General features: G+C 71.2%; 22 protein-coding genes. 10 read left to right on the forward strand and 12 right to left on the reverse strand.

The annotated features are described in order from the left end of the window. The first annotated feature begins 12 nt into the window (after positions 1 to 12). The 3 genes from Drose_RS09695 to Drose_RS09705 are packed head-to-tail and all read left to right on the forward strand — an operon-like array spanning position 13 to position 2,032. Complete coding sequence (locus tag Drose_RS09695) at positions 13 to 1,260, forward strand: cysteine desulfurase (protein WP_260727835.1); 1,248 nt, start codon at positions 13 to 15, stop codon at positions 1,258 to 1,260. Continuing rightward, positions 1,260 to 1,709: a Fe-S cluster assembly sulfur transfer protein SufU gene (gene sufU, locus Drose_RS09700; RefSeq protein WP_260727836.1), complete on the forward strand. Its 450-nt coding sequence runs from the start codon at positions 1,260 to 1,262 to the stop codon at positions 1,707 to 1,709. The genes Drose_RS09695 and sufU overlap by 1 nt, the downstream gene beginning before the upstream one ends. Next, positions 1,706 to 2,032: a metal-sulfur cluster assembly factor gene (locus Drose_RS09705; RefSeq protein ID WP_260727837.1), complete on the forward strand. Its 327-nt coding sequence runs from the start codon at positions 1,706 to 1,708 to the stop codon at positions 2,030 to 2,032. The genes sufU and Drose_RS09705 overlap by 4 nt, the downstream gene beginning before the upstream one ends. A 105-nt stretch (positions 2,033 to 2,137) precedes the next feature. On the opposite strand, the gene Drose_RS09710 is transcribed toward Drose_RS09705, so the two are convergent. The 3 genes from Drose_RS09710 to ypfJ all read right to left on the reverse strand — a co-directional run bounded on the left by Drose_RS09710 (position 2,138) and on the right by ypfJ (position 4,812). Next, the gene (locus tag Drose_RS09710; RefSeq protein WP_260729677.1) at positions 2,138 to 2,716 is read right to left on the reverse strand and encodes a LysE family transporter; all 579 of its coding nucleotides are present in this window, start codon (positions 2,714 to 2,716) and stop codon (positions 2,138 to 2,140) included. 465 nt (positions 2,717 to 3,181) lie between these two features. Beyond that, positions 3,182 to 3,883, reverse strand: coding sequence for a DNA alkylation repair protein (locus Drose_RS09715; RefSeq protein ID WP_260727838.1), 702 nt, complete (start codon positions 3,881 to 3,883; stop codon positions 3,182 to 3,184). Next, the gene (gene ypfJ, locus Drose_RS09720; RefSeq protein WP_260727839.1) at positions 3,880 to 4,812 is read right to left on the reverse strand and encodes a KPN_02809 family neutral zinc metallopeptidase; all 933 of its coding nucleotides are present in this window, start codon (positions 4,810 to 4,812) and stop codon (positions 3,880 to 3,882) included. Before ypfJ ends, Drose_RS09715 begins: the two co-directional genes overlap by 4 nt. A 192-nt stretch (positions 4,813 to 5,004) precedes the next feature. Here ypfJ and Drose_RS09725 point away from each other — a divergent pair, with 192 nt between their 5' ends. Beyond that, on the forward strand, positions 5,005 to 6,603 hold the full coding sequence (locus tag Drose_RS09725; RefSeq protein ID WP_260727840.1) for an ABC-F family ATP-binding cassette domain-containing protein: 1,599 nt from the start codon (positions 5,005 to 5,007) through the stop codon (positions 6,601 to 6,603). Here the strand turns inward: Drose_RS09725 and Drose_RS09730 are convergent, their stop codons facing one another. After that, positions 6,604 to 7,359, reverse strand: coding sequence for a hypothetical protein (locus Drose_RS09730; RefSeq protein WP_260727841.1), 756 nt, complete (start codon positions 7,357 to 7,359; stop codon positions 6,604 to 6,606). Positions 7,360 to 8,073: 714 nt separating this feature from the next. Here Drose_RS09730 and Drose_RS09735 point away from each other — a divergent pair. From Drose_RS09735 to Drose_RS09745, 3 genes are all read left to right on the forward strand, one after another. Then, a complete protein-coding gene (locus tag Drose_RS09735; RefSeq protein ID WP_259862344.1) occupies positions 8,074 to 8,298 on the forward strand; it encodes a helix-turn-helix domain-containing protein in 225 nt (74 codons plus the stop codon). Continuing rightward, positions 8,295 to 9,050, forward strand: a complete 756-nt coding sequence (locus Drose_RS09740; RefSeq protein ID WP_260727842.1) for an enoyl-CoA hydratase/isomerase family protein — start codon at positions 8,295 to 8,297, stop codon at positions 9,048 to 9,050. Before Drose_RS09735 ends, Drose_RS09740 begins: the two co-directional genes overlap by 4 nt. A gap of 107 nt (positions 9,051 to 9,157) precedes the next feature. Then, positions 9,158 to 11,089 carry an ABC transporter ATP-binding protein gene (locus Drose_RS09745; protein WP_260727843.1) on the forward strand — a complete coding sequence of 644 codons (1,932 nt, stop codon included), beginning with the start codon at positions 9,158 to 9,160 and terminating at the stop codon, positions 11,087 to 11,089. Between the two features lie 153 nt (positions 11,090 to 11,242). On the opposite strand, the gene Drose_RS09750 is transcribed toward Drose_RS09745, so the two are convergent. The 7 genes from Drose_RS09750 to Drose_RS09780 form a co-directional block, all read right to left on the reverse strand. Next, complete coding sequence (locus Drose_RS09750) at positions 11,243 to 12,022, reverse strand: caspase family protein (protein WP_260727844.1); 780 nt, start codon at positions 12,020 to 12,022, stop codon at positions 11,243 to 11,245. 42 nt (positions 12,023 to 12,064) lie between these two features. After that, a complete protein-coding gene (locus Drose_RS09755) occupies positions 12,065 to 12,229 on the reverse strand; it encodes a hypothetical protein (protein ID WP_260727845.1) in 165 nt (54 codons plus the stop codon). Between the two features lie 247 nt (positions 12,230 to 12,476). Beyond that, complete coding sequence (locus Drose_RS09760) at positions 12,477 to 13,250, reverse strand: SDR family oxidoreductase (protein ID WP_260727846.1); 774 nt, start codon at positions 13,248 to 13,250, stop codon at positions 12,477 to 12,479. Positions 13,251 to 13,281: 31 nt separating this feature from the next. Next, a complete protein-coding gene (locus tag Drose_RS09765; protein ID WP_260727847.1) occupies positions 13,282 to 13,674 on the reverse strand; it encodes a hypothetical protein in 393 nt (130 codons plus the stop codon). Next, positions 13,671 to 14,504: a DUF692 domain-containing protein gene (locus tag Drose_RS09770; RefSeq protein WP_260727848.1), complete on the reverse strand. Its 834-nt coding sequence runs from the start codon at positions 14,502 to 14,504 to the stop codon at positions 13,671 to 13,673. Before Drose_RS09770 ends, Drose_RS09765 begins: the two co-directional genes overlap by 4 nt. After that, positions 14,501 to 15,445: a TIGR04222 domain-containing membrane protein gene (locus tag Drose_RS09775; protein WP_260727849.1), complete on the reverse strand. Its 945-nt coding sequence runs from the start codon at positions 15,443 to 15,445 to the stop codon at positions 14,501 to 14,503. The genes Drose_RS09770 and Drose_RS09775 overlap by 4 nt, the downstream gene beginning before the upstream one ends. Positions 15,446 to 15,512: 67 nt before the next feature. Continuing rightward, the gene (locus tag Drose_RS09780) at positions 15,513 to 16,097 is read right to left on the reverse strand and encodes a TetR/AcrR family transcriptional regulator (RefSeq protein WP_260727850.1); all 585 of its coding nucleotides are present in this window, start codon (positions 16,095 to 16,097) and stop codon (positions 15,513 to 15,515) included. A gap of 132 nt (positions 16,098 to 16,229) precedes the next feature. On the opposite strand from Drose_RS09780, the gene Drose_RS09785 reads away from it, so the two are divergent. Both Drose_RS09785 and Drose_RS09790 read left to right on the forward strand, forming a co-directional pair. Beyond that, entirely contained in the window at positions 16,230 to 16,877 is a 648-nt protein-coding gene (locus Drose_RS09785; RefSeq protein ID WP_260727851.1) for an HAD family hydrolase, read from the forward strand. A 138-nt stretch (positions 16,878 to 17,015) separates the two neighbouring features. Next, positions 17,016 to 17,906: a serine protein kinase RIO gene (locus tag Drose_RS09790; RefSeq protein ID WP_260727852.1), complete on the forward strand. Its 891-nt coding sequence runs from the start codon at positions 17,016 to 17,018 to the stop codon at positions 17,904 to 17,906. 250 nt (positions 17,907 to 18,156) lie between these two features. Here the strand turns inward: Drose_RS09790 and Drose_RS09795 are convergent, their stop codons facing one another. After that, positions 18,157 to 19,116, reverse strand: a complete 960-nt coding sequence (locus Drose_RS09795) for a quinone oxidoreductase family protein (protein ID WP_260727853.1) — start codon at positions 19,114 to 19,116, stop codon at positions 18,157 to 18,159. 102 nt (positions 19,117 to 19,218) lie between these two features. Here Drose_RS09795 and Drose_RS09800 point away from each other — a divergent pair, with 102 nt between their 5' ends. Then, positions 19,219 to 22,155 carry an Hsp70 family protein gene (locus tag Drose_RS09800; protein WP_260727854.1) on the forward strand — a complete coding sequence of 979 codons (2,937 nt, stop codon included), beginning with the start codon at positions 19,219 to 19,221 and terminating at the stop codon, positions 22,153 to 22,155. Positions 22,156 to 22,197 lie beyond the last annotated feature (42 nt).

A 22,197-nucleotide genomic window follows, 5' to 3' on the forward strand; every position in this document is an offset into this window, starting at 1 on the left:
GGGACCGGATACATGAACGCACTCGACGTGGAGTCGATCCGCAAGGACTTTCCGATCCTCGACCGGCAGATCAACGGCAACCCGCTGGTCTACCTGGACTCGGGGAACACCTCGCAGAAACCGCGCCAGGTGATCGACGCGGTGCGTGAGCACTACGAACGGCACAACGCCAACGTCGCCCGTTCGGTGCACACCCTCGGGACGGAGTCCACCGAGGCGTTCGAGGGCGCGCGCGAGAAGGTCGCCGCGTTCGTCGGCGCTCCGGCGGCGGCCGAGATCGTGTTCACCAAGAACTCCACCGAGGCGATCAACCTGGTCGCCCACGCGTTCACGCCGGCCTCCGACGACCCGCGCTTCCGGCTCGGGCCCGGCGACGAGATCGTCGTGACCGAGATGGAGCACCACTCGAACATCGTGCCCTGGCAGCTCCTCGCGCAGCGGACCGGCGCGACGCTCAAGTGGTTCGGCATGACCGACGAGGGCCGTCTCGACCTGTCCCGGATCGACGAGCTGATCACCGAGCGCACCAAGCTGGTGTCGTTCGTGCACTACTCCAACATCCTGGGCACGATCAACCCGGTCGGCGTCCTCGTGGCCAAGGCCCGGCAGGTCGGGGCGCTGGTGCTGCTCGACGGCTCGCAGTCGGTGCCGCACCTGCCGGTCGACGTGGCCGCGCTGGGTGCCGACTTCGTCGCGTTCACCGGCCACAAGATGCTCGGCCCGACCGGCATCGGCGCGCTGTGGGGCCGCTTCGAGCTGCTCGACGCGATGCCGCCGTTTCTGGGCGGCGGCTCGATGATCGAGACGGTGTCGATGACCGGCACGACGTTCATGCCGCCACCGGCGCGGTTCGAGGCCGGCACGCCGCCGATCGCGCAGGCGGTCGGCCTGGGCGCGGCCGTCGACTACCTCACCGCGGTCGGGATGCCGGCCATCGAGGCGTACGAGAAGACGGTCACCGCCTACGCGCTGGACGCCCTGCGGTCGGTGCCCGGGGTGCGCGTCATCGGGCCGGAGTCCACCGTGGACCGGGGTGCCACGATCTCGTTCACCGTCGAGGGCGTGCACCCGCACGACGTGGGGCAGATCCTCGACGACGAGGGCGTGCAGGTCCGCGTCGGGCACCACTGCGCGCGGCCGACCTGTGTGCGCTTCGGCGTGCCGGCGACCACCCGGGCGTCGTTCTACCTCTACACGACCACCGACGAGATCGACGCGCTCGTCCGGGGCGTCGAACGGGTGCGGAAGGTCTTCGCCTGATGAAGCTCGACCAGCTATACCAGGAGATCATCCTGGATCACTACAAGCACCCGCACGGCCGGGGACTGCGCGAGCCGTTCGACGCGGAGGCGCACCACGTCAACCCGACGTGCGGCGACGAGGTCACGCTCCGCGTCGCGCTCAAGGGCGACGTGGTGTCGGACATCTCGTACGAGGGGATGGGCTGCTCGATCAGCCAGGCCTCCGCGAGTGTGCTGTACGACCTGCTCAAGGGCGTGACGGTGACCGACTCCCTGCACCGGCACACGGCGTTCGCCGAGCTGATGGGCGGGCGTGGGCAGGTCGAGCCGGATGAGACAGTGTTGGAGGACGCGGTGGCGTTCGCCGGCGTCGCGAAGTACCCAGCGCGCGTCAAGTGCGCCCTCCTGCCGTGGATGGCGTACAAGGACGCGGTCAGCCGGGCGGGATTTGTTGAGGAGAAGCCATGACCGCGGCGCTCGCCGACATCGAAGAGGCGATGAAGGACGTCGTCGACCCGGAGCTCGGGATCAACGTCGTCGACCTGGGCCTCGTGTACGGCATCCACGTCGACGAGGAGAACGTCGCGACGCTGGACATGACGCTCACGTCCGCGGCCTGCCCGCTGACGGACGTCATCGAGGACCAGGCCCGCCAGGCACTGTGCACCGGTCCGGGCGGCGGCCTGGTCTCCGACATCCGCATCAACTGGGTCTGGCTCCCGCCGTGGGGCCCGGACAAGATCACCGACGAAGGCCGCGACCAGCTCCGCGCCCTCGGCTTCAACGTCTGACCCCCTCCCCATTTCCGCGTCGATCTTGCAGTTGTGGTGCCTGACAAACCCGGACATCGCGGGAGTGTCGCGGCACCACAACTGCAAGATCGACGCGGAAAGGGGTTACGGGAGGATCAGGAGGATTGCCAGTACGGCGATCACGGCGCTGGACGACAGGGCCGTCCAGAGGCGGCCTCCCGGGCTGGTCAGCACCTTGCCGAGCAGTGTGCCGCCGCCGGCGATCAGTAGCTGCCAGCTCGCCGAGGCCACGAACGCCGACGTCACCCAGGCCGCTTCCGCCGACGCCGAGAGGCCGTCGTCCGCGCGGCGGCCCAGGACCAGTGCGCCGAAGTAGACGATCGTCGCCGGGTTGAGCAGGGTCAGGCCCAGCAGCGCGAAGTACGCACCCAGAGGACGGCTCATCCGGCCGTCCTCCTTCCGGGCGGTAGCGGCCGCGCCGCGCCGTCGCAGGGCGTCCGTCGCCGTCTTCGCGGCCAGCGCGAGCAGGACCACGGCGGCCGTCCACCGCAGCGGGCCGGAGATCGGCTCGATCAGTCCGGCCAGGGCGGCGTCACCGAGGACGGCCACCACCGCGTACAGGCCGTCGGCCGTGGCCACGCCCAGCGCGGCGGCGACGCCGACTCTCCAGGAGGTGCGGGCGGCCAGGGCCGCGATCAGGGCGCCGATCGCGCCGACCGGCATGGCGACCCCGTATCCGGCGAGGAGGCCCGAGACCACCACCTCGCCGAGGCCGGGCGTCACGACCGCTGCTTGCGGCTCGCCTCCGTCAGGGAGCGCTGCTGTCGGCGGGCGCCTTCCCCCGCGGGGACGACGGCACGGCAACGACATCTGACGCTCGACATGGCGCCGAGTCTCGCCCACGGGAGGTACCGGATCCACCGGTTTTCCGCCCGGAATCGGGGGAGGGCCGGTGCGTGGATCTGCGGTCGTGGGCAAGCGGAGCCCGTCGTGCGGATGCCGGCCGCCGCGGACCGTTCGACCTCATGATCATGGGAAAGATATGGCTATCGGGCCAGCCGCATCTTTCCCATGATCTTGGGGTCGAGCGGCCTGTCGGCGGATTGGGTTAGAAACGCGTGCCGGCCGGCACGCCTCCGCGGCGACACCTCGCGAGGCCCGCGCCCGAATTGTCGGGTTTGTTGGGGTTTACCGGGGGTTGTTGGGCTCGACTTCGCGGCCTTGCTTCTCGAGGTGCTTCGTTGCCTCGCGGACCGACAGGGCGCTGAGCTCGGGGTGCGCGGCGACGAACTCGCGCACGGCCCGCGGATCCGTCCGGGCGTATTCGCGCAGGGCCCAGCCGATGCCCTTACGGATGAAGAAGTCCCGTTCGCCGGCCCACCGCGCGCAGTAGCCGAAGAGCCGGTCGGCCGCGGTCCGCTCCTTGTACCGCAGTTGGTGCAGCAGCGCGGTGCGGGCCAGCCACAGCTCGCTCCCGGCGGCCCAGGCGTCCATCGTGGACACGAGTGCCGGGTGGCCGGCGACCATCACCCCGACGACGTTCGACGCCAGGATGTCGACGGTGTCCCACCACGACTTCGTGGTGATGAGCGTCCGCACCGCCGGGAGCGCGGCCGGGGTGAGCGCGGCGGCGTACCGGCGCAGGTAGTCGCAGGCGAAGTACTGGTACTCGCGCTCCGGTAGCGCCCAGCAGCCGAGCGCGACCTCGGTGAGGTCGCGCTCGGCCGGTCCGGGTCGGCCCTTGAGTACCTGCCGGGTCAGCTCCCGGCGGGGTGCGCTGGTGATGCCGAGGAACTCGAAACGGTCCCGCATGTAGGCGCGCATCGGCGCCGCCTTCTCGGGGTCGGCGGCGCCGGCGTAGACCTCCCGCAGGTGTTGCAGGAGCGTCACAGGTTGCTCGTGTTGAACGTGTCGCACTGGCGCGGGTCCCCGGTGTTGTAGCCCTGGAGGAACCACCGCTTGCGCTGTGCCGACGTGCCGTGGGTGAACGCGTCCGGGTTCACCCGGCCGCCGGACCGCTTCTGGATGGTGTCGTCGCCGATGGCCTCGGCGGCCTGGATCGCCTCGGCGATGTCGGACTCGGTGATCGACTTGAACAGGGCGTCACCCTGCGGGTCCTTGGTCTCCGTCGCGTGGTTCGCCCAGGTGCCGGCGTAGCAGTCGGCCTGGAGCTCCAGCCGCACCGACGCCGAGTCGGACCCCTGCTGGGCACCCTGCTGCGCCCGCGCATTGGTACCGAGCAGGTTCTGCACGTGGTGACCATACTCGTGGGCGATCACGTACGGCGCGGCGAACTCGCCGGAGGCGCCGAAGCGGTTGGACAGTTCGTTGTAGAAGGTGAGGTCGATGTACACCTGGCGGTCCGCGGGGCAGTAGAAGGGCCCGACGCCGGAGTCGGCCTGCCCGCAGCCGGTGTTCACCGCCCCGCTGAAGAAGTTGGTCTTCGCCTGCTCGTACTGCTTGCCGAACGCCGCCGGAAGCTCGCTCTTCCAGTACGCCTGCACCGAATTGATGTAGAGGACGTTGCGGCAGTCGGCGTTCTTGAACCGGTTCGGGTTGCTCTTGTCGCACTGCTTGTTGATGTTGGTGTTGTCGGCCTGGTCGTCACCGCCACCCAGCAGCCCGCGGCCGAACAGCCCGCCACCGCCGCAGATGACGACGGCCAGGATGATGATCGTGATGATCAGGCCGCCCTTGCCGCCGCCGATCGGGATGGGGATGCCGCCGAGGCCGCCGCCTCCGCCGAACCCACCGCCGCCCGAGCCCCGCCGGTCGTTGACCTGGCTGGTGTCGAGATCGGCATCGTCGTTGAACTCCATCGCACACCTCGGGGTTGTGTGTATCGACCGGCGTCTGCCTCGATCGGTACCCGATGATCTTGTGGCGTAATCGTGTGGCGGCCGGACCGGGGCCGCACGGTAGAATATCGCCGTGATCACGCAGAGGGAGTGACCCCCGGTTCGACACCAGGAGTCTGCCCATCTTCCCCTCTGTCCGAGAGTGAGTCCTCTGTGATCACGGCCACCGGTCTTGAGCTGCGTGCGGGTGCGCGCATCCTGCTCAGCGACATCAACCTCCGCGTCCAGCCCGGCGACCGCATCGGCCTCGTCGGCCGAAATGGGGCCGGCAAGACCACCACCCTCAAGGTGCTCGCCGGTGAGGGCACCCCGCACTCCGGTCAGGTCGAGCGGCGGGGCCCCGTCGGCTACCTGCCTCAGGACCCGCGCACGGGTGACCTGGAGGTGACCGCGCGTGACCGGGTGCTGTCCGCCCGCGGCCTCGACACGATCTACGCCGAGATGAAGGCCCTGGAGGCGAAGCTCGGCGACGACGAGCGCCTCATCCGCCGCTACGGCCAGCTCGAGGACCGTTTCGCCGGTCTCGGGGGTTACGCGGCCGAGTCCGAGGCCGCCCGCATCTGCGCCAACCTCGGCCTCCCCGACCGCGTGCTCGCCCAGACCATCGGCACGCTCTCCGGCGGCCAGCGCCGCCGCATCGAGCTGGCCCGCATCCTCTTCCGCGACGCGAGCGCCACCGGCGGCGGCATCCTGCTGCTCGACGAGCCGACCAACCACCTCGACGCCGACTCGATCACCTGGCTGCGCGGGTTCCTGTCCCAGCACAAGGGCGGTCTCGTGGTCATCTCCCACGACGTCGACCTGCTCGACGCGATCGTCAACAAGGTGTGGTATCTCGACGCCAACCGTGCCACCGTCGACTTCTACAACGTCGGCTGGAAGCTGTACCAGCAGCAGCGCGATACGGACGAGAAGCGTCGCCGGCGGGAGCGGGCCAACGCCGAGAAGAAGGCGGGCGCCCTCCTGGCGCAGGCCGACAAGATGCGGGCCAAGGCCACCAAGACCGTCGCCGCGCAGAACATGGCCCGTCGCGCCGAGCGCATGCTCGACGGCCTCGAAGAGGTCCGCGTCGCCGACAGGGTCGCCAAGGTGCGGTTCCCCGAGCCGAAGTCCTGCGGCAAGACCCCGCTGACGGCGCGGGGGCTTTCCAAGTCGTACGGGTCGCTCGAGATCTTCATGGACGTCGACGTCGCCGTCGACCGCGGCTCCCGGGTGGCGATCCTGGGCCTCAACGGTGCCGGCAAGACGACGCTCCTGCGCATGCTCGCCGGCGAGCTCACCCCGGACACCGGCGAGGTCGTCCCGGGCCATGGGTTGCAGTTGGGGTACTACGCACAGGAGCACGAGCAGCTCGACGTCGACCGGACGATCCTCGAGCTGATGCGCTCGGCGGCACCGGACCAGAACGACACCGACCTGCGCAAGATCCTCGGCGCGTTCCTGTTCACCGGCGACGACGTCGACAAGCCCGCGGGCGTGCTGTCCGGCGGCGAGAAGACCCGGCTGGCCCTGGCCACGCTGGTCTGCTCGGGCGCCAACGTGCTGCTGCTCGACGAGCCGACCAACAACCTCGACCCGGTGAGCCGGGAGCAGGTGCTCGACGCGATCGCGCGGTATCCCGGGGCGATCGTCCTCGTCACGCACGACCCGGGCGCCGTGGCGGCCCTCAAGCCGGATCGGGCGATCCTGCTGCCCGACGGCGTCGAGGACGCCTGGAGCGACGACCTGCTGGAGCTCGTCGAGTTGGCCTGATCACCATGGCGTGACCAGGGTGGCCTCGACGAGAATCGCGAGAACGGCGCCCACGCCGACCAGCAGCGGCGGCGTGGGCGGCAGCTCTCCGGCGGGCTTCTCCGCCGCCACCGCGGCGACCGTGAGCCAGGGGAAGAACGGCAGCCAAGCGTGCTCGACGCCGCCCCGGGCCAGCCCGGCCGCGATCGAGAAGACCACCGCGGCACCGGCGCCGACCAGAAACGGCCACGCCGCCGTGTTGCGTACCTTCCGCGCGCTGGCGTAGAGCGCCGGGCCGGTCGCGAGGAGCAGGACGACCACGCTGATCGCGCTCCACCACAGCACCGAGCGGTACGGCGCGACCCGGCTCGCGTAGTCGGTCTCGGCGGCGACGAGGCCCTCGGTCCAGGCGAAGCCGAGCACCTGGGCCCCGAGGATCGGCAACAGGGCGCCGACGCCGCTCGCGACGTTGAGGAAGGCCCTTCTGCGCGCGAAGTACACGCAGACCAGTGACAGGCCCAGCCAGGGCGCTGAATAGGAGAACAGGGCCGCGAGGCCGATCAGCAGGCCGGCGAGCAGGGCCCAGCCCATCGCCGGCCGGCCGCGGACCCGCCGGCGACTGGCGCGCAGGCCGGCGACGATCGCGGCGGCGCCCAGCGCGGCGACGAGGCCGTCGAGGCTGACGGCCACCCAGATCGCGTACGGCGCGAGGGTGAGCACCGGAAGATACCGCCGGGCAGCTTCCTCGCCGACCGAGTCACGTACCGCCGACAACACCAACGGAACCGTCAGGGCCGATACCGCGGTGATCAGGAATCCGAGAAAAATGTGGTTGTCGACGCCGATTCGCTCGAGGGCCCACAGAAACAGAACGGGACCCGGGGGATGGCCTCGGGAGGCTACCGAGTGGTACGCAGCGTCGGCCGTGAAATGTCTGATGTATCCGAGCGGATCGTCACCCACCCGGCTTACGTCACCCAGATATTCCTCGGGTGAACCAAGGGTTTTCGTAAGGCCTGACCATCCATCGACAAGCGCCAAAGTGATTGCCCACGCCAAGCCGGCGACGTACCCGAAAAGCTGAATGTGTTTCCAACTCCGGGTCGCCAGGCGGCCCTGTGATGTGAGCCACAGTACCGCCACGGCTACCGCGGGCGCCAGAACCGTGGCCGGGCCGACCCTGATCTTGTACCTGCCGAGGAAGGGGGCGCTGGCCGTGCCGAGGCGGGCGTCGAGCTGCACCGCGAGCGCGGCCACGACGAGCCCGCCGAGCGCCAGCAGGAGCCAACTGAGCGCATCGCGCCGCTCACGATGCGCAGTCCGGGTCCGTTCGGTCGGCAGTTCGCTCATCACGGCGCATCACGGTATCGGGTAGGCGACAATGCTCTGCGTGTCGGTTGGCGTCCTGTCGATATCTAGCGCATGATCGTCCGAGGCGGTCTAATAGGTGGGACCGCACCAACCGCTCTGTCTGGGACGTGAGGGATCAGCATGGCAGCCACCGCCACCACCAGCACCGAGAAGGGTCGCCGGATCGTCGGGACCGAAAGGCAGACGCTGGCGAAGGACCTCGTGAAGCGGTACACCAACGGTGAGAGTATCCGTGCGCTCGCCGCTTCTACCGGTCGTTCCTATGGATTCGTGCACCGGGTGCTGACCGAATCAGGCGTTCAGCTTCGTCAGCGTGGCGGTGCCCGGCGCCGCAAGAAGGCGTGAACGTCGCTCCCTCGTCGGGAGAGGCGGAATTCGACCTCGAGGGGCCGGTTGCGACGGTGACGTTGTGCCGGCCCCAGGTCCTCAACGCGCAGACGCCCGCGCTATGGGCGGATCTGCGCGCGTTCGGCAGGTCGCTCCCGGGTGACGTCCGGGTCGTGATCGTCCGTGGTGAGGGGCGGGCCTTCTCGGCCGGGCTCGACACCTCGGTCGCCGCCACGATGCTGGGCGGGATCGCCGCGTCCGAGGACTCGGACGCCCGCATCGCCGAATTCCAGGAGGCGTTCTCCTGGCTGCGCCGGCCGTCGCTCATCTCCGTCGCGGCCGTGCACGGCCATGCCATCGGCGCGGGATTCCAGTTGGCGCTCGCGTGCGACTTCCGGGTGCTGGCCGCCGACGCGCTGTTGAGCATGGCCGAGATCAAGCTCGGGCTGGTGCCCGACCTGGGTGGCACCAAGCGTCTTGCCGAGCTCGTGGGCTACGCCCGCGCGCTCGAGCTGTGCGTCACCGGACGGCAGGTCGCGGCGGACGAGGCGTCGGCCATCGGGCTGGCGAACATCGTCGTGCCGCGCGACGAGCTCGACTCCACGGCCCGTGACCTCGCGGCGGCCGTGCTGGAGGGCGCCCGCGACGCGGTGATCGAGATCAAGGCGCTGCTGTCGCAGGCGGCGGCGCACACGTTCGCACAGCAGGAGGCCGCGGAGCGAGCGGCACAGTTGCGCCGGATCCGGTCGCTGGCCGGTCTCGAGGAGTAGGACTTTCGTCCCAGCGTCCGTTGGGAAGGATCCCCGGTCCCGAAAAGTTGTCGTACCTGCCGGGCAGACTGCGCGGCAGAGGATTTCTTTCGCCGGGGGTGTGCTTCATGACTTCGCCGATGAACGGCATGGCGGGCTGGGAGACGCTGCGCTCCCTGCGCAAGGCCGACGAGCTCGCCGGCAAGCGGCTCAGCCGTGCCACCACGCGGCGCATCATCGCCTTCGCGAGGCCATATCGGCGGGACATCTCGGTGTTCCTGCTCACCGTCGTGCTCGGCGCGGCGATCGGCGTCGCCACGCCGTATCTCGCGGGCGACGTGATCAACAAGATCAACGCCGGCGGACCGGGCGCCGGCGGCGCCATCGTCCGGGTGGCGTTCCTCATCGCCGGGCTCGCCGTCGCCGACGCCCTGCTGTCGCTGGTCCAGCGGTGGTATTCCGCCCGCATCGGCGAGGGCATCATCCTGTCGCTGCGCACGCAGGTCTACGACCACGTGCAGCGCATGCCCCTACAGTTCTTCACCCGCACCCAGACCGGCGCGCTGGTGAGCCGGCTCAACAACGACGTGCAGGGCGCCCAGCGCGCGTTCACCTCGACGCTGTCCGGCGTGGTCAGCAACGTCATCCAGCTCGTGCTCACCGCGGCCGTGATGGTCACCCTGTCGTGGCAGGTCACCCTGCTGTCCCTGGTGATGCTGCCGGTCTTCATCCTCCCGGCCCGGCGGGTCGGCAAGCGGCTGGCCGCGATCACCCGCGAGGCCTACCAGCTCGACGCCCAGATGAACGCCACGATGACCGAGCGGTTCGGTGTCGCCGGCGCGCTGCTCGTCAAGCTCTTCGGCCGTCCGGACGCGGAGGCGGAGCGCTTCGCCGACCGGGCCGGACGGGTGCGCGACATCGGCATCCAGACCGCGATGTACAGCCGCGTGTTCTTCGTCAGCATGCTGCTGGTCGCCTCGCTCGCCCAGGCCCTGACCTACGGGCTGGGCGGCTGGTTCGCGGTCGGCGGGCAGATCACCGCCGGCACGGTCGTGACGCTGGCGCTGCTGCTGACCCGGCTCTACGGTCCGCTGACCGCCCTGTCCAACGTCCGCGTCGACGTGATGAGCGCCCTGGTGTCGTTCGAGCGGGTCTTCGAGGTCCTCGACCTGGCCCCGGCCATCGCCGAGCGGCCCGGCGCGCGTGACATCCCCAAGGGCTCGGCGAAGGTCGAGTTCCGCGACGTGCACTTCCGCTACCCGAGCGCGTCGGAGGTCTCCCTCGCCTCGCTCGAGGACGTCGCGTCGCTCGACCGCGCGGTCAACGACGAAGTCCTCAAGGGTGTGTCGTTCACGGTCGAGCCCGGGCAGATGGTCGCGCTGGTCGGCCCGTCCGGCGCCGGCAAGTCGACGACGGCGATGCTCGTGTCCCGCATCTACGACGCGACCAGTGGCGCGGTCCTCGTCGGTGACGTCGACGTCCGCGACGCCAGCCTGCAGTCCCTGCGCGACACGATCGGCGTCGTCACGCAGGACTCGCATCTCTTCCACGAGACGATCGCGGAAAACCTGCGCTACGCCAAGCCGGACGCGACCGACGAGGAGCTGTGGACGGCCCTGCGGCGCGCACAGGTGGGCGAGCTGGTCGAGTCGCTGCCGGAGGGACTCGACACGGTGGTGGGCGAGCGGGGCTACCGGTTCTCGGGCGGCGAGAAGCAGCGGATCGCGATCGCCCGCCTGCTGCTGAAGGCGCCGTCGATCGTCATCCTCGACGAGGCCACCGCCCACCTCGACTCCGAGTCGGAGGCCGCGGTCCAGCGGGCCCTGGCCGAGGCGCTGGCGGGCCGGACGGCCCTGGTCATCGCCCACCGCCTGTCGACCATCCGCGACGCGGACCAGATCCTCGTCGTAGAGGACGGCCGGGTGGTCGAGCGCGGCACACACGACGAGCTGGTCGTCACCGCCGGGCTGTATGCGGAGCTGTACCGCACCCAGTTCGCCGTCATCGACTCCCCGGCCCCCCGCCCGACGTCCCCGGCCCCCGCGCTGCCAACCCCCTGACGCGAAACCCCTCCCACCCGCAGCCGGCCCGGCCCGTCGCGTTGACCTTGGTGGTTTTCGGTGGCCAGGGGCACGGAAACCCACCAAGGTCAAACTGCGATCAACTTGGACTCTCGGTGGGGCCGGAGTTCGCCGTGCGGTCCGGCGGTGCGGTTAGCTGAGCAACGGCCAGGCAAGCTGTGCCGCTGTGGCCTGGAGGGCAGGGGTCTGCGGGTAATTCTGGCTCGGCAACTGGGCGCGGATCGCCCGGAGCCAGTCGCGGTACGTGGCCGGTTCCGGCAGCTCGGCCAGCGTTGTCAGCGCCACGTAGGTGAAGGCACCGTTGGGGCGGCCGTTGAACGTCGCATCGTACGAGTATTCGCTGTCCTTGCAGCCTGCCAGCAACAATGCCGCGGAGCGGGGCTTCGCGCGCAACGGTGGGCGGGCTCCGGCGCGTGTCGCCTCGGCCGTGGGCAGGAACGTCGACGGCGGCAGGAAGCGGCTCGGGCAGCGATGGTCGCCGATCGGGCGGTTCAGCCGCGTCAGCGTCCCGGAATGGCACGAGTCCGAGATCAGCACCGTGCGCACGCCGGGAGCGGCCCGCTCGAACAACGTGAAGAGTTCGTCGTCCACCAGCGGGCCGTTCGCGGCGATGTCGTGCGGGCACAGCGCCTCGTCGCGATGGTCGGACTCGTCGCCGTCGCGGTCCGGCACCCAGGTCCCGTGGCCGGAATACGTGATCACGACGGAGTCGCCGGAGGACGCGCGGCCCAGCAGGTCGCGGATGCCGGTGCGGATCGCCGCGCCCGACGCCGCGCTGTCGACGAGTTCGCGGATCTCGAACCCGCGGGCTCCGAGCGCCGTCGCCCAGTCGTCCGCGTCGTTGCGGCAGCCGGTGAGGTCGTTGTCGACGCCCGGGTAGTCGTTGATGCCGATGCAGAGTGCGAACTTCATGATTCCCCCGTCCAGAAGAGCGAACCTTCTGTACGGAAGGCGTCATGGAGAGCCATCGAGGTTGTCGCCCGTCGATGGTCGATGCAACGGGGTCGATGGATCAGCGGGTGGCGCAAGACAGGGCGGCGCCGACGCCGCCGGTGGCACCGGATCGAGCAGGGCAGCCACCCGCCGCAGATCGGCGAGCAGCAGTTCGTCGCTGAGCATCGTCCTCCGTTCGGGCGAGGTCCCGGGCGAGGTCCCGGGCGAGGTTCGGGCGAGGTTCGGGCGAGGTTCGGGCGAGGTCCCGGGCGAGGTTCGGGCGAGGTTCGGGCGAGGTCCCGGGCGAGGTTCGGGCGAGACTTCACCGAGGTTCCACCGAGGCCCTGGCGAGGACCCACCGAGAACCCGAACCACGGCCAAATCCGGCTCGACCAACCAGAGCGGACCGACGGGACCGGTGATATGACGGGTCTCAGACAGCCCTGATCAAGCCGCCGTCGACGGGCAGGGCGATGCCGGTGACGTAGCCGGCCGCCGGGGACAGCACGAACGCGGCGACCCGCCCGAACTCCGCCGGAGCGGCGAAACGGCGCAGCGGGATGGCCTTCGCGGCCGCGGCCGCGGCCCGGTCCGGGTCGTCGCTCCCGGCGAACAGCTCCCGGTTGCGGTCGGTCAGGACCCGCCCGGGCAGCAGGGACACGACCCGGATGCCCCGCGGGCCGAGCTCGTCGGAGAGGTCCTTGACGACGCCGGCGAGGCCGGGCCGCAGGCCGTTGGAGATGGCGAGGCCGTCGATCGGCACCCGCACCGACGTCGACAGCACCACCGCGATGGCCGCGTCCTCGCCCTCGGCGACGCTGCCGATCGCGTCGGCGACCACGCGTGCGGTCCGCAGGGTGCCGAGGAAGACCGTCTGGAACGCGGCGAGCCAGTCGGCCTCCGGGCTGTCGAGGACCCCGCCGCGCGGCGGACCGCCGACCGACACGAGCGCGCCGTCCAACCGGCCGAAGCGGGTGTTCGCCAGCTCGACGAGGCGCTCGCCGGCATCCGGGTCGCCCAGGTCGGCGACGAGGCCGGCGGCGTGCTCCGGTCCGAGCGCGTCGACGGCGGCGTCGACGGTCTCCGGCGTGCGGCCGGCGACCACCACCCGGGCACCGTCGGCGACCAGCGCCTCGGCGGTGGCGAATCCGAGGCCGCGAGAGGCCCCGGTGAGGATGTAGACGCGTTCGGCGAGCCCGAGATCCATGGCCCGGATCGTATCGAGTGTCTCCGGACGGTCAGCCGCGGCGGCGGCGCATCCAGGTGGCCAGCCGTCCGCGCCGGACCGGGGCGTGGACCCCGTCGTAGCCGAACGCCGCCTCCCGCTCGGCCAGCTCGCGGCGGGCCAGCGCGGGCAGGCCGTCCCCGGCGTCGCGGGCGAAGTCCCAGCCGTCGCGCAGCGAGCCGTTCGGCGGTCGGCCGGCGGCCCACCGCGCGAAGGACTCCGTCCAGGCGTCACCGTAGGATGCGGCCAGGAGCGGCCAGGTCCGGGCCACCTCGCCGGCCCGTTTGCGGCGCAGGGCGGTCCTTGTCGCCAGTACACCCGCGGCATCGAAACCGGCGGGGACCTCGGCCCCGCCGACCAACGCCGCCACCAGCGCCTTCTGCTGCTCGGCCAGGCCGGGACTCACGCGAGGCTCCCGGTGATCGGCGCCCAGCCCGCCGCGGCGGCGATCGCGTCGAGCTCGCGGGTCAGCTCCGCCGCGGGCGGGTAGTGGCCGTCGCGCTCCAGCATCAGCGCCGGCGGGGTCGTCCGTGCGCACAGCTCCTTGACCAAGTCGAGCACGTCCGGCGGCGTCGCGTGGGTGTGCGTGTCGTGGTAGAAGCCGTCGTGTTCCGCGCCGCCGGCGACGTGCACGTAGGCGATCCGTTCCAGGGGCAGTTCGTCGAGCAGCTCCACCGCCGACCAGGAGCGGTTGCGGGCGTTGGCGTACAGGTTGGCGATGTCGAGCAGGAGCCCGCAGCCGGTTCGGTCGAGGATCTCGGTGAGGAACTGCCCCTCGGTCAGCTCCGGGTCGGGCCAGTCGAAGAGCGCGGCGATCGGCTCCAGGGCGAGCGGCACGCCGCCGAGCGCGGTCCGGGTGCGCCGCACGTTGGCGACGACCGCGTGGACGGCCTCGCGGGTCCGCGGCACCGGGAGCAGGTGTCCGGCCTCCACGCCACCTGCCCGCACAAACGCGATGTGCTCGCTGACCAGCGGCGACCGCAGCGCCGCGGCGCACTCGGCGAGGTGGGCGGCCCGGGCGTCGTCGACCGGCTCCGCCCCGCCGAGGGACAGCTTGACCCCGTGCGGTACTACGCGGACCCCCCGCTCGACGAGCGTTCGCAGCCCGTCGGGCAGGGGTTCACGCGGGTGTACGGACTCGGCGACGACCTCGGTGAACCGCAGCCCGGGCAGCTCCGCCACGTAGCCGGCGATCTCGGGGCGCCAGCCGATGGCCACACCGTATCCCGGGGTCATCCGCCGCAACCCCCGCCGCCGCAGCCGCCCCCTCCGCCACCGCAGCCGCTGGAGCCGCCGCCGCAGCTACTGGAGCTCGAGCAACTGCCGCCGGACGATCCGCCGCTGCCGGAGGAGTAGTAGCCGGTGCCGGTCTGCGCGATGTTGCGCTGCAGTTCGGCGGCCTCCGCGAACGACGGGTCGGCGAGCCAGATCGCGCCGACGCCGAAGAGCCCGACGCTCAGCGCCGCGGCCTGCGGACCGTACGTCGACCAGGCCGGCGACTGCCGGGGGTGCAGGTGGTGCGACTCGCGGCGCATGGTGTTGAGCAACCGCTTGCCGGACGCGCTCACCCGCGGCACGTTGAGTAGCAGGAACGCGATGACGACCACCGGGATCATCAGCAGTATCAGGTTGGTGACCGGCTTGTCGTTGCCGATCCCGGCGAAGACCCGGGCGATACCGAGGGCGACGACGGCGAACACCACGAGTGCGCCCATGCGGACGGTACGGCGGGTGTTGTCGTCGAGAATCCAGCCTTCCCGGGCCATCTCGGCCTCGGCGCGGGCGAGGACGTTGTTGACCAGGCGATCGTTCTGGGCGCCGCGGGCCGTGATCTGCCGGCCGGCCGCGGCGTAGACGGCGCGGTCCAGCTCGGAGGCGCCGGTCGGCGGGTGGTTGACCTGCTTGAGGTATCCGCGGGAGTCGCTCTCGACGGCGCCTGCGGCACGAAGCGCGGCCAGGGAGCTGTAGACGGCGAGGCGGCGGTCACCGTTGAGCAGCGCCGCCTGGGTGGGGGTGAGGGCGTGGCCCTTGCGCACGGACGGCCCGCCCGTGTAGCCGCGCCGCCAGATGAGCACGGCGACGATCGCCAGCGCGGCGAGCCCGAAGTACAGCCACAGGAACTGCGGACCGGCGACGCCCCAGGTGTCGCCCGGCCCGGCAACGATCGGTGTCCTCATGGGCTCAGTGTGGGTGCGGCCGGCAAACAGGGCAGCCCGCCGGATGGACACTTGAGGAAAGCTTGCCTCAGGACCGCCGGACGACGGCCTCGACGAGGTCGAGCACCGCCTCCAGGTCCTGCACCGGCCGTCCGGTCGCCAGGTGCAGGACGAGGCCGTCATAGGCCAGCTCTAGGAACTGGGCGAGGACGCCGATCGGCACGTCTGCCCGCAGTACACCCGCCTCCAACTGCCGCTGGAGCCGCTCGCGGGTCGCCTCGGCCACGGCCTCGGACCGGGCCGCCCACCGCTTGGCGAACTCGGGGTCGGTGCGCAGGCGGCGCGACACCTCCAGTTGGCTGCCGAGCCAGCCGGTGAGCTCGGGCTCCGTGCCGGAGTCGGCCGCCCGGGCGAGCAGGTCGCGCATGACCTGGACGAGGCCGTGCTCGGCGACGGTCGCTACCATGGTCGCGGCGTCGTCCTCGGCCACGGCGAGGAAGAGCGAGTCCTTGTCGCGGAAGTGGTGGAAGATCGCGCCGCGGGAGAGGCCGATCTCCTCTTCGAGCCGGCGGACGGTCGCGCCCTCGTAGCCGTGGCGGGCGAAACAGGTCCGCGCGCCGGCGAGGATCTCCTTCCGGCGTGCGTCGAGCTGGTCCTGGCTCACCCTGGGCACGGGTCGATTATGCAAGCCGTACATACGGTTTGGCATCCCGGCGTTTTCTTCCGTGAGATCGATCCCGGTTTGCAAGTTATTGGCCCCCGCGAGGATCTGTTCGATATCAATCCGGTCACGTAACCTGCCCGCGTGCCCCTGTTGTTGCTCAGCCTGGACGACACCCTGTTGGACAGGGCCGGAGCGTTCCGCGCCTGGGCGACCGGCTTCCTCTACCGGATCGGCGCGCCCGCCTACGACCTCGAGTGGGTGCTCTCCGTCGACGCCGACGGCATGGCGTCGACGTGGGACGTGGCCGAAGGGCTCCGGGAGCGGTACGGGCTGAGGGTCCCCGCCATCGACCTGGTCGACGAGGTGCGCGGAGCGATCATGGACCGCATGCGGCTCAGTCCGCTGACCGCCTGCGCGCTCGCCATCGCCGAGGACGCCGGCTGGGTGCCGGTGGTGGTCACCAACGGCGAGACCCGGCAGCAGGAGGAGAAGCTGCGCAAGACCGGCCTCGATCGGTACCTCGCCGACTGGGTCATCTCGGAGGAGGCGGGCGTCCGCAAGCCCAACCCGCGCATCTTCGCCATCGCCGCCGAGCGGGCCCGGATGCGGCTCCGGGGGGCCTGGATGATCGGCGACAGCCCGGAGGCCGACATCGGCGGCGCGGCCGGGGTCGGCGTGCGCAGCGTCTGGCTGCACCGGGGACGGCGCTGGATCGAGTCCCGCTACGCGCCCACCCGCACCGCCGAGGGTGTGATCGCCGCGATCGCCGAGGTCCTGGCGTCGCGATAAATCGCTTGCACGGTCCCGGCCCGTCCTGGACCGTGGCTACAACTTCGGGTTCGAGAGGAGGTCGGTTCGCATGGCTGCCGTCACGGCGCGCTTCCGCATGCCTTCATCCTTCCTTCTCTCAACTCTGGAGACCTCGCGTTGCGCGACCACAGCGATTTTTCGTCCGCACCCGCCCGTCGCCGCCGCCGTTTCGACGACGAGCCACGCTTCGTAAAACGTTCGCCCCGCCCCGAGCTCGAGTCACCCGAGCGTGACGAGGACACCGGCTGGACGTCCTGGGACTCGCCCGGCGTGCTGCACGGGCCCGAGCCCCGCCCCGACTGGGTGATCACCGAGCTCGCCGCCAGGGACACCGACCGCGGCGTGCTCAAGACCGGGAAAGAGGCCGACGTCCACCTGGTGGAGCGTGCCGTGCCGGACACCGAACGGCGGATGCTGCTCGCCGCCAAGCGTTACCGGGCCGCCGACCACCGCCTCTTCCACCGCGACGCGGGCTACCTGGAGGGGCGACGGGTCCGCGAGTCCCGGGTGACCCGCGCCATGGCCGGCCGCACCGCGTTCGGCAAGGAGGCGATCGCCGGTCAGTGGGCCGGGGCCGAGTTCGTCGCGCTGGGCAGCCTGTGGCAGCTCGGCGTCAGCGTGCCCTACCCGGTGCAGTTGCTCGGCACCGAGCTCATGCTGGAGTTCGTCGGCGAGGCGGACGGCACCGCCGCGCCCCGGCTGGCGCAGGTCCGGCCGGACCGGCAGCGCCTGGAACGCCTCTGGGAGCAGCTCGTCGACGCGCTGCGGGTGCTGGCCCGGGCGGGTCTCGCGCACGGGGACCTGTCGCCGTACAACATGCTGGTCCACCACGACCGGCTCGTCCTCATCGACCTGCCGCAGATCGTCGACGTGGTGATCAACCCGAAGGGCGCCGAGTTCCTGGCCAGGGACGTCACCGTGGTGGCGCGGTGGTTCACGGCGAAGGGCCTGCCCGTCGACCCGGAGCCGCTGATCGCCGAACTCGTGGACGACGCCGGCATCCGCTGACCGCCGCCCGCTCCGCGGACGTCCCCGTCGCGCCTCGCCGTCCCCGTCGTGCCTCGCCCGTCGCACTGCGCCGTCCGTGCCGGGCCGTCCGTGCCGGGCCGTCCGCGGCGCGGGCGGCGCAGCGGTGCGTTGATCTTGCAGTTGTGGTGCCTGACAAACCCGGACATCGTGGGAGTGTCGCGGCACCACAACTGCAAGATCAACGCGGAGCGCGGCGGAGCGCGGGAGGCGGAGCGCGGAGGGTGGGGGGTCAGGGGATAATGAGTAGTTTTCCGGTGCTTTTTCGGTCTTCCAGGGCCGCGTAGGCGTCGGTCACGCTGTTCAGTGGATAGCGGCCCGTGACCGGGATCTCGAGGACGCCACCGGTGATCCAGCCGAAGAGCGCTTCGGCGCGCTCCAGCAACTCGTGCCGGGCCGCGATGAAATGACCCAGCGTCGGCCGGGTGAGGAAATAGGAGCCGGCCATCAGGCGCAACGGATCGAACGGCGGCACCTTGCCACTCGCGGCGCCGAAGAGCACGAGCGTGCCGCGCGGGCGCAGCGCCTCCAGGCTGGTGTCGAACGTGTCCTTGCCCACACCGTCGTAGACGGCGTCGACGCCCGTCCCTCCGGTCACCTCCCGCACCGCGTCGAGCGATTCGGCGTACGGCACCGCCTTGACCGCGCCGTTGGCCTCGGCGATCGCGCGCTTCTGCGGCGTCGAGGCGGTCGCGACGACCCGCCCGCCGAGGTGGGTGACCAGGCGGGTCAGGAGCTGGCCCATCCCACCGGCCGCGGCGTGCACCAGGACCGCCGAGCCGGGCCGGACGACGTACGAGTCGTGGGTCAGGTAGTGCGCGGTCAGCCCCTGCAGGATCGACGCGGCGGCCTGCTCGGTGGTGACCTCCTTCGGCACGGGCACCAGCCGGTCGGCGGGGACCAGCGCCTGCTGCGCGTGGCTGCCGGGAACGGTCGTCCAGGCCACCCGGTCGCCGGGGGAGAGCCCCTCGACGTCGTCGGCGAAGCTGAGCACCGTCCCGGCGCCCTCGCTGCCGAGGATCGCGGGAAGGGGCACCTGGTAGGTCCCGTTGCGCTGGTACACGTCCACGAAGTTGACCCCGCTGGCCTCGACCAGCACGAGCACCTGGCCCGGGCCCGGCTCCGGATCGGGCCGCTCCCGCACCTGTAGGACCGACCGGTCGCCGTATTCGTCGAACACCACCGCGCGCATCGAGCCTCCTCGGGTTGGTTGTCTTCCTGTCTACCCCAAACCGCCGATCGGTTTTGTCGGTGGGCTGCCGTAGCATCCGGGAGTCTTTGGAGGTGAGCGCGCGTGGGGCCGACCCATCGTCTCGCGATCGATCTGGGCACCTGTCACACCGTCGCGGTGGTGCGGCGTGGTGACGAGTCGCCGCGTGCGCTGCTGTTCGACGGATCGCCGGTGATGGCGTCCGGCATCTACGCCGACGAGCAGGGCAAGCTGTCGGTGGGCCGCGACGCCGAGCGGCTGAGCCAGCTCGCGCCGGAGCGGTTCGAGCCCTATCCGAAGCGCAGCGTCGACGAGGGCTCCGTGCTGCTCGGTCACGTCGAGGTCACGGTCGTGGAGATGCTCGCCGCGCTGCTGCGGCGGGCCGCCGAGGAGTCGCTGCAGGCCGGGGTCAACCCGGCCGGCTCGACGGTGCTGACCTGCCCGGCCGACTGGGGCGGCCAGCGGCGGGGGGTGCTCCTGGAGGCGGCCCGCGCGGCCAACCTAGGGCCGGTCGTCCTCGTCGACGAGCCGATCGCCGCCGCGACCTACTGCCTGCGCGTCCTCGGCCAGCAGGTCGCCCCGCTGCAGTCGCTGGCCGTCTTCGACTTCGGCGGCGGCACTCTCGACGTCTCGGTCGTGCGCCGCGAGTTCGACGGCCTGCGCGTCCTCGGCGTCGGCGGCCTCGACGACCTCGGCGGCGTCGACGTCGACGCGGCCCTCGTCGGCCACCTCGGCCAGCTCATCGGCCTGCGCAACCCCGAGCTGTGGCAGCGGCTGTCCAACCCCGACAGCCCGGCCGCCCACCGCGACCGCCGCGTGCTGTGGTCGGAGGTGCGCGCCGCCAAGGAGATGCTGTCCCGCGCCGCCTCCGCCCCGGTCCACGTGCCCGGCACCGAGGAGGCACTGCACCTCACCCGCGAGGAGCTGGAGCGGGTCGCGGGCCCGCTGATCGACCGCGCCGTCGACGAGACCCGCCGGGTCCTCGAGCGCGCCGGCGTCGACGTGCGCCAGCTCGCCGGCATCTTCCTGGTCGGCGGCTCCAGCCGGATCCCGCTCGTGGCGAGCCGGCTGCACGCCCGCTTCGGCGTCGCGCCCGTGGTGCCCGAGCAGCCGGAGCTGCCGGTCGCCTACGGTGCCATGCTCGCCGTCGGCCCGGCCCCGCAGCAGGTCGACACACAGGCCGCGGCCCGGCCGGTGTCCGGCACGCCCGTCTCGCCGGGCGTGTCGCCCGCGTTCCCGGTCTCGGCTCCGATGCCGGTCTCCTCCGGGGCCTACGGATCGCAGACCTTCGCGGCCCAGCCGGCGCCGACCGTGCCGGCCGGGCCGGTGTCGCCCATGTCGGGGCCGCCCACCGCCGCGGCGAGCCCGGCGGCCCCGCCGTTCGGGGCGCCGCCACGACCCAGCCCGGAGGCACCCCCGTTCGGTGCCCAGCCTCCGCCCGGCCCCGCGGGGCCGGGCGCCCCCGGCTATCCCGGCGCCCCCGGCTACCCCGGCGGACCCGCGTCCCCGATGAAGCCGGGCGGCTTCGCGCCGTCACCGCCGCCGGTCGTGGTCCGCCCGCGCCGGCGCACCGGCCCGTGGATCGCGCTCGTCGTCGTGCTCGCCCTGATCGGCTCCTGCGTCTGGGGCGGCGCGAAGGTCTTCGGTTGGATCGGCGACCAGTTCCAGGCGATGACCGACGGCACTTCCGGCGACCCCACCGACGAGAACGGCGTCCTACAGGACGGCAAGATCGAAGGGCTCACCGCCGGTGCGCCGATCCAGTTGCCCAGCGGCGGCAAGATCACTGCTGTGGCCGGCAGCGGCACGGTCTTCACCGCGGTCGTCAACTCCGGCAAGGTCGACGTCGAGGCGTATGCGAACACCGGCAGCAAGCGGTGGACCGCCAACGTGCCGATGGAGCCGGAGGGCGTGGCGCTGCGCGTGGTCGGCAACCTGCTGATCGTCGACGGCGAGCGCGACACGCAGCGCGGCAAAGACAACGCCCGCAGCGTCATCGACATCGGCGACGGCAGCGTCAAGTGGACCGACAAGTGGGACGACCGCCTCGACCTGTTCTACCTGGGCACCGACGCCGTCACCGAGGTCCGGCGCGGCGACACCGCGGTGCAGCGGACCGACCTGCTCACCGGCAAGGCGAAGTGGTCGCACAAGGGCAAGGGCGGCTTCATCACCTCCGGCGACCGCCTCGTCCATCCGTCGCTGGCCTGGCCGGGTGCCAAGCCGAGCGGCGCGACCACACCCAGCTATCAGATCGACTTCCAGCGCGACATCCCGTTTCAGGAGTCGCTCGACGTCGACCCGGGCGTGGTGGTCCAGATGCAGGCGGAGGGCCGGGCCGCCACGATCGACCTCGCCAACGGCAACGTCAAGACCAGCGGCAGCGTCGCTTCGGCCGGTGACCTGCCCTGGATCGTGTACGCCGGGCTGGCGATCTTCAAGAAGAAGGACGCCGACAACGCGATCGTCGCCTACCGGCTGTCCGACTTCGGTCTCGCGTGGGAGTACAAGACCACCGCGGGCGTCGACGTCGAGGACTTCCGCCCGTGCGGCGACAAGCTGGTCTGCGTGAAGGCGAAGCAGTCCACCTACACGCTGGTGGCGGTCGGCACCGACGACGGCAGGGCGAAGTGGACGAAGCCGCTCAAGGAGGAGCCGAACTGGTACGTCCTCGACGGCAAGCTGGTTCTCGGCGGCGGCGGGTTCACCTCGGTCGACGACCCGGTCGTCACCGACCCGGCGAACGGCAACGACAAATACGCCCTCGGCACCGGCCTGTCGTCGAAGAACGCGTATGCGGGATCGGGCAGCAGGGTGGCGATGGTCACGATCCGGGTGTCCGGATTCAGCTCGGTCTGGCAGGTCGCCGTCGTCAACCTCGCGGACGGCAAGGTGATCGGCGTGGCCGACTACGACAAGGAGAACATCCTCACGGACGTGTCGATGAGCAACGACACGGTCGTGCTGATCGACGAGAAGACCCGCAGGATCCACCGCTTCGGCATTCCCGGCCCCAGGTAACGCCGCGAACGCCAACGGCGGGCCGTCCGTGGTGGACGGCCC

Source organism: Dactylosporangium roseum, assembly GCF_025264685.1.
GTDB classification, from domain to species: domain Bacteria; phylum Actinomycetota; class Actinomycetes; order Mycobacteriales; family Micromonosporaceae; genus Dactylosporangium; species Dactylosporangium roseum.

Bases quoted from the DNA above. Each gene is read 5' to 3' on its own strand.
- Drose_RS09695 (WP_260727835.1), top strand. From the start codon at position 13: ATGAACGCACTCGACGTGGAGTCGATCCGCAAGGACTTTCCGATCCTC.
- sufU (WP_260727836.1), top strand. From the start codon at position 1,260: ATGAAGCTCGACCAGCTATACCAGGAGATCATCCTGGATCACTACAAG.
- Drose_RS09705 (WP_260727837.1), top strand. From the start codon at position 1,706: ATGACCGCGGCGCTCGCCGACATCGAAGAGGCGATGAAGGACGTCGTC.
- Drose_RS09710 (WP_260729677.1), bottom strand. From the start codon at position 2,716: ATGCCGGTCGGCGCGATCGGCGCCCTGATCGCGGCCCTGGCCGCCCGC.
- ypfJ (WP_260727839.1), bottom strand. From the start codon at position 4,812: ATGGAGTTCAACGACGATGCCGATCTCGACACCAGCCAGGTCAACGAC.
- Drose_RS09735 (WP_259862344.1), top strand. From the start codon at position 8,074: ATGGCAGCCACCGCCACCACCAGCACCGAGAAGGGTCGCCGGATCGTC.
- Drose_RS09745 (WP_260727843.1), top strand. From the start codon at position 9,158: ATGACTTCGCCGATGAACGGCATGGCGGGCTGGGAGACGCTGCGCTCC.
- Drose_RS09750 (WP_260727844.1), bottom strand. From the start codon at position 12,022: ATGAAGTTCGCACTCTGCATCGGCATCAACGACTACCCGGGCGTCGAC.
- Drose_RS09755 (WP_260727845.1), bottom strand. From the start codon at position 12,229: ATGCTCAGCGACGAACTGCTGCTCGCCGATCTGCGGCGGGTGGCTGCC.
- Drose_RS09760 (WP_260727846.1), bottom strand. From the start codon at position 13,250: ATGGATCTCGGGCTCGCCGAACGCGTCTACATCCTCACCGGGGCCTCT.
- Drose_RS09770 (WP_260727848.1), bottom strand. From the start codon at position 14,504: ATGACCCCGGGATACGGTGTGGCCATCGGCTGGCGCCCCGAGATCGCC.
- Drose_RS09775 (WP_260727849.1), bottom strand. From the start codon at position 15,445: ATGAGGACACCGATCGTTGCCGGGCCGGGCGACACCTGGGGCGTCGCC.
- Drose_RS09795 (WP_260727853.1), bottom strand. From the start codon at position 19,116: ATGCGCGCGGTGGTGTTCGACGAATACGGCGACCGGTCGGTCCTACAG.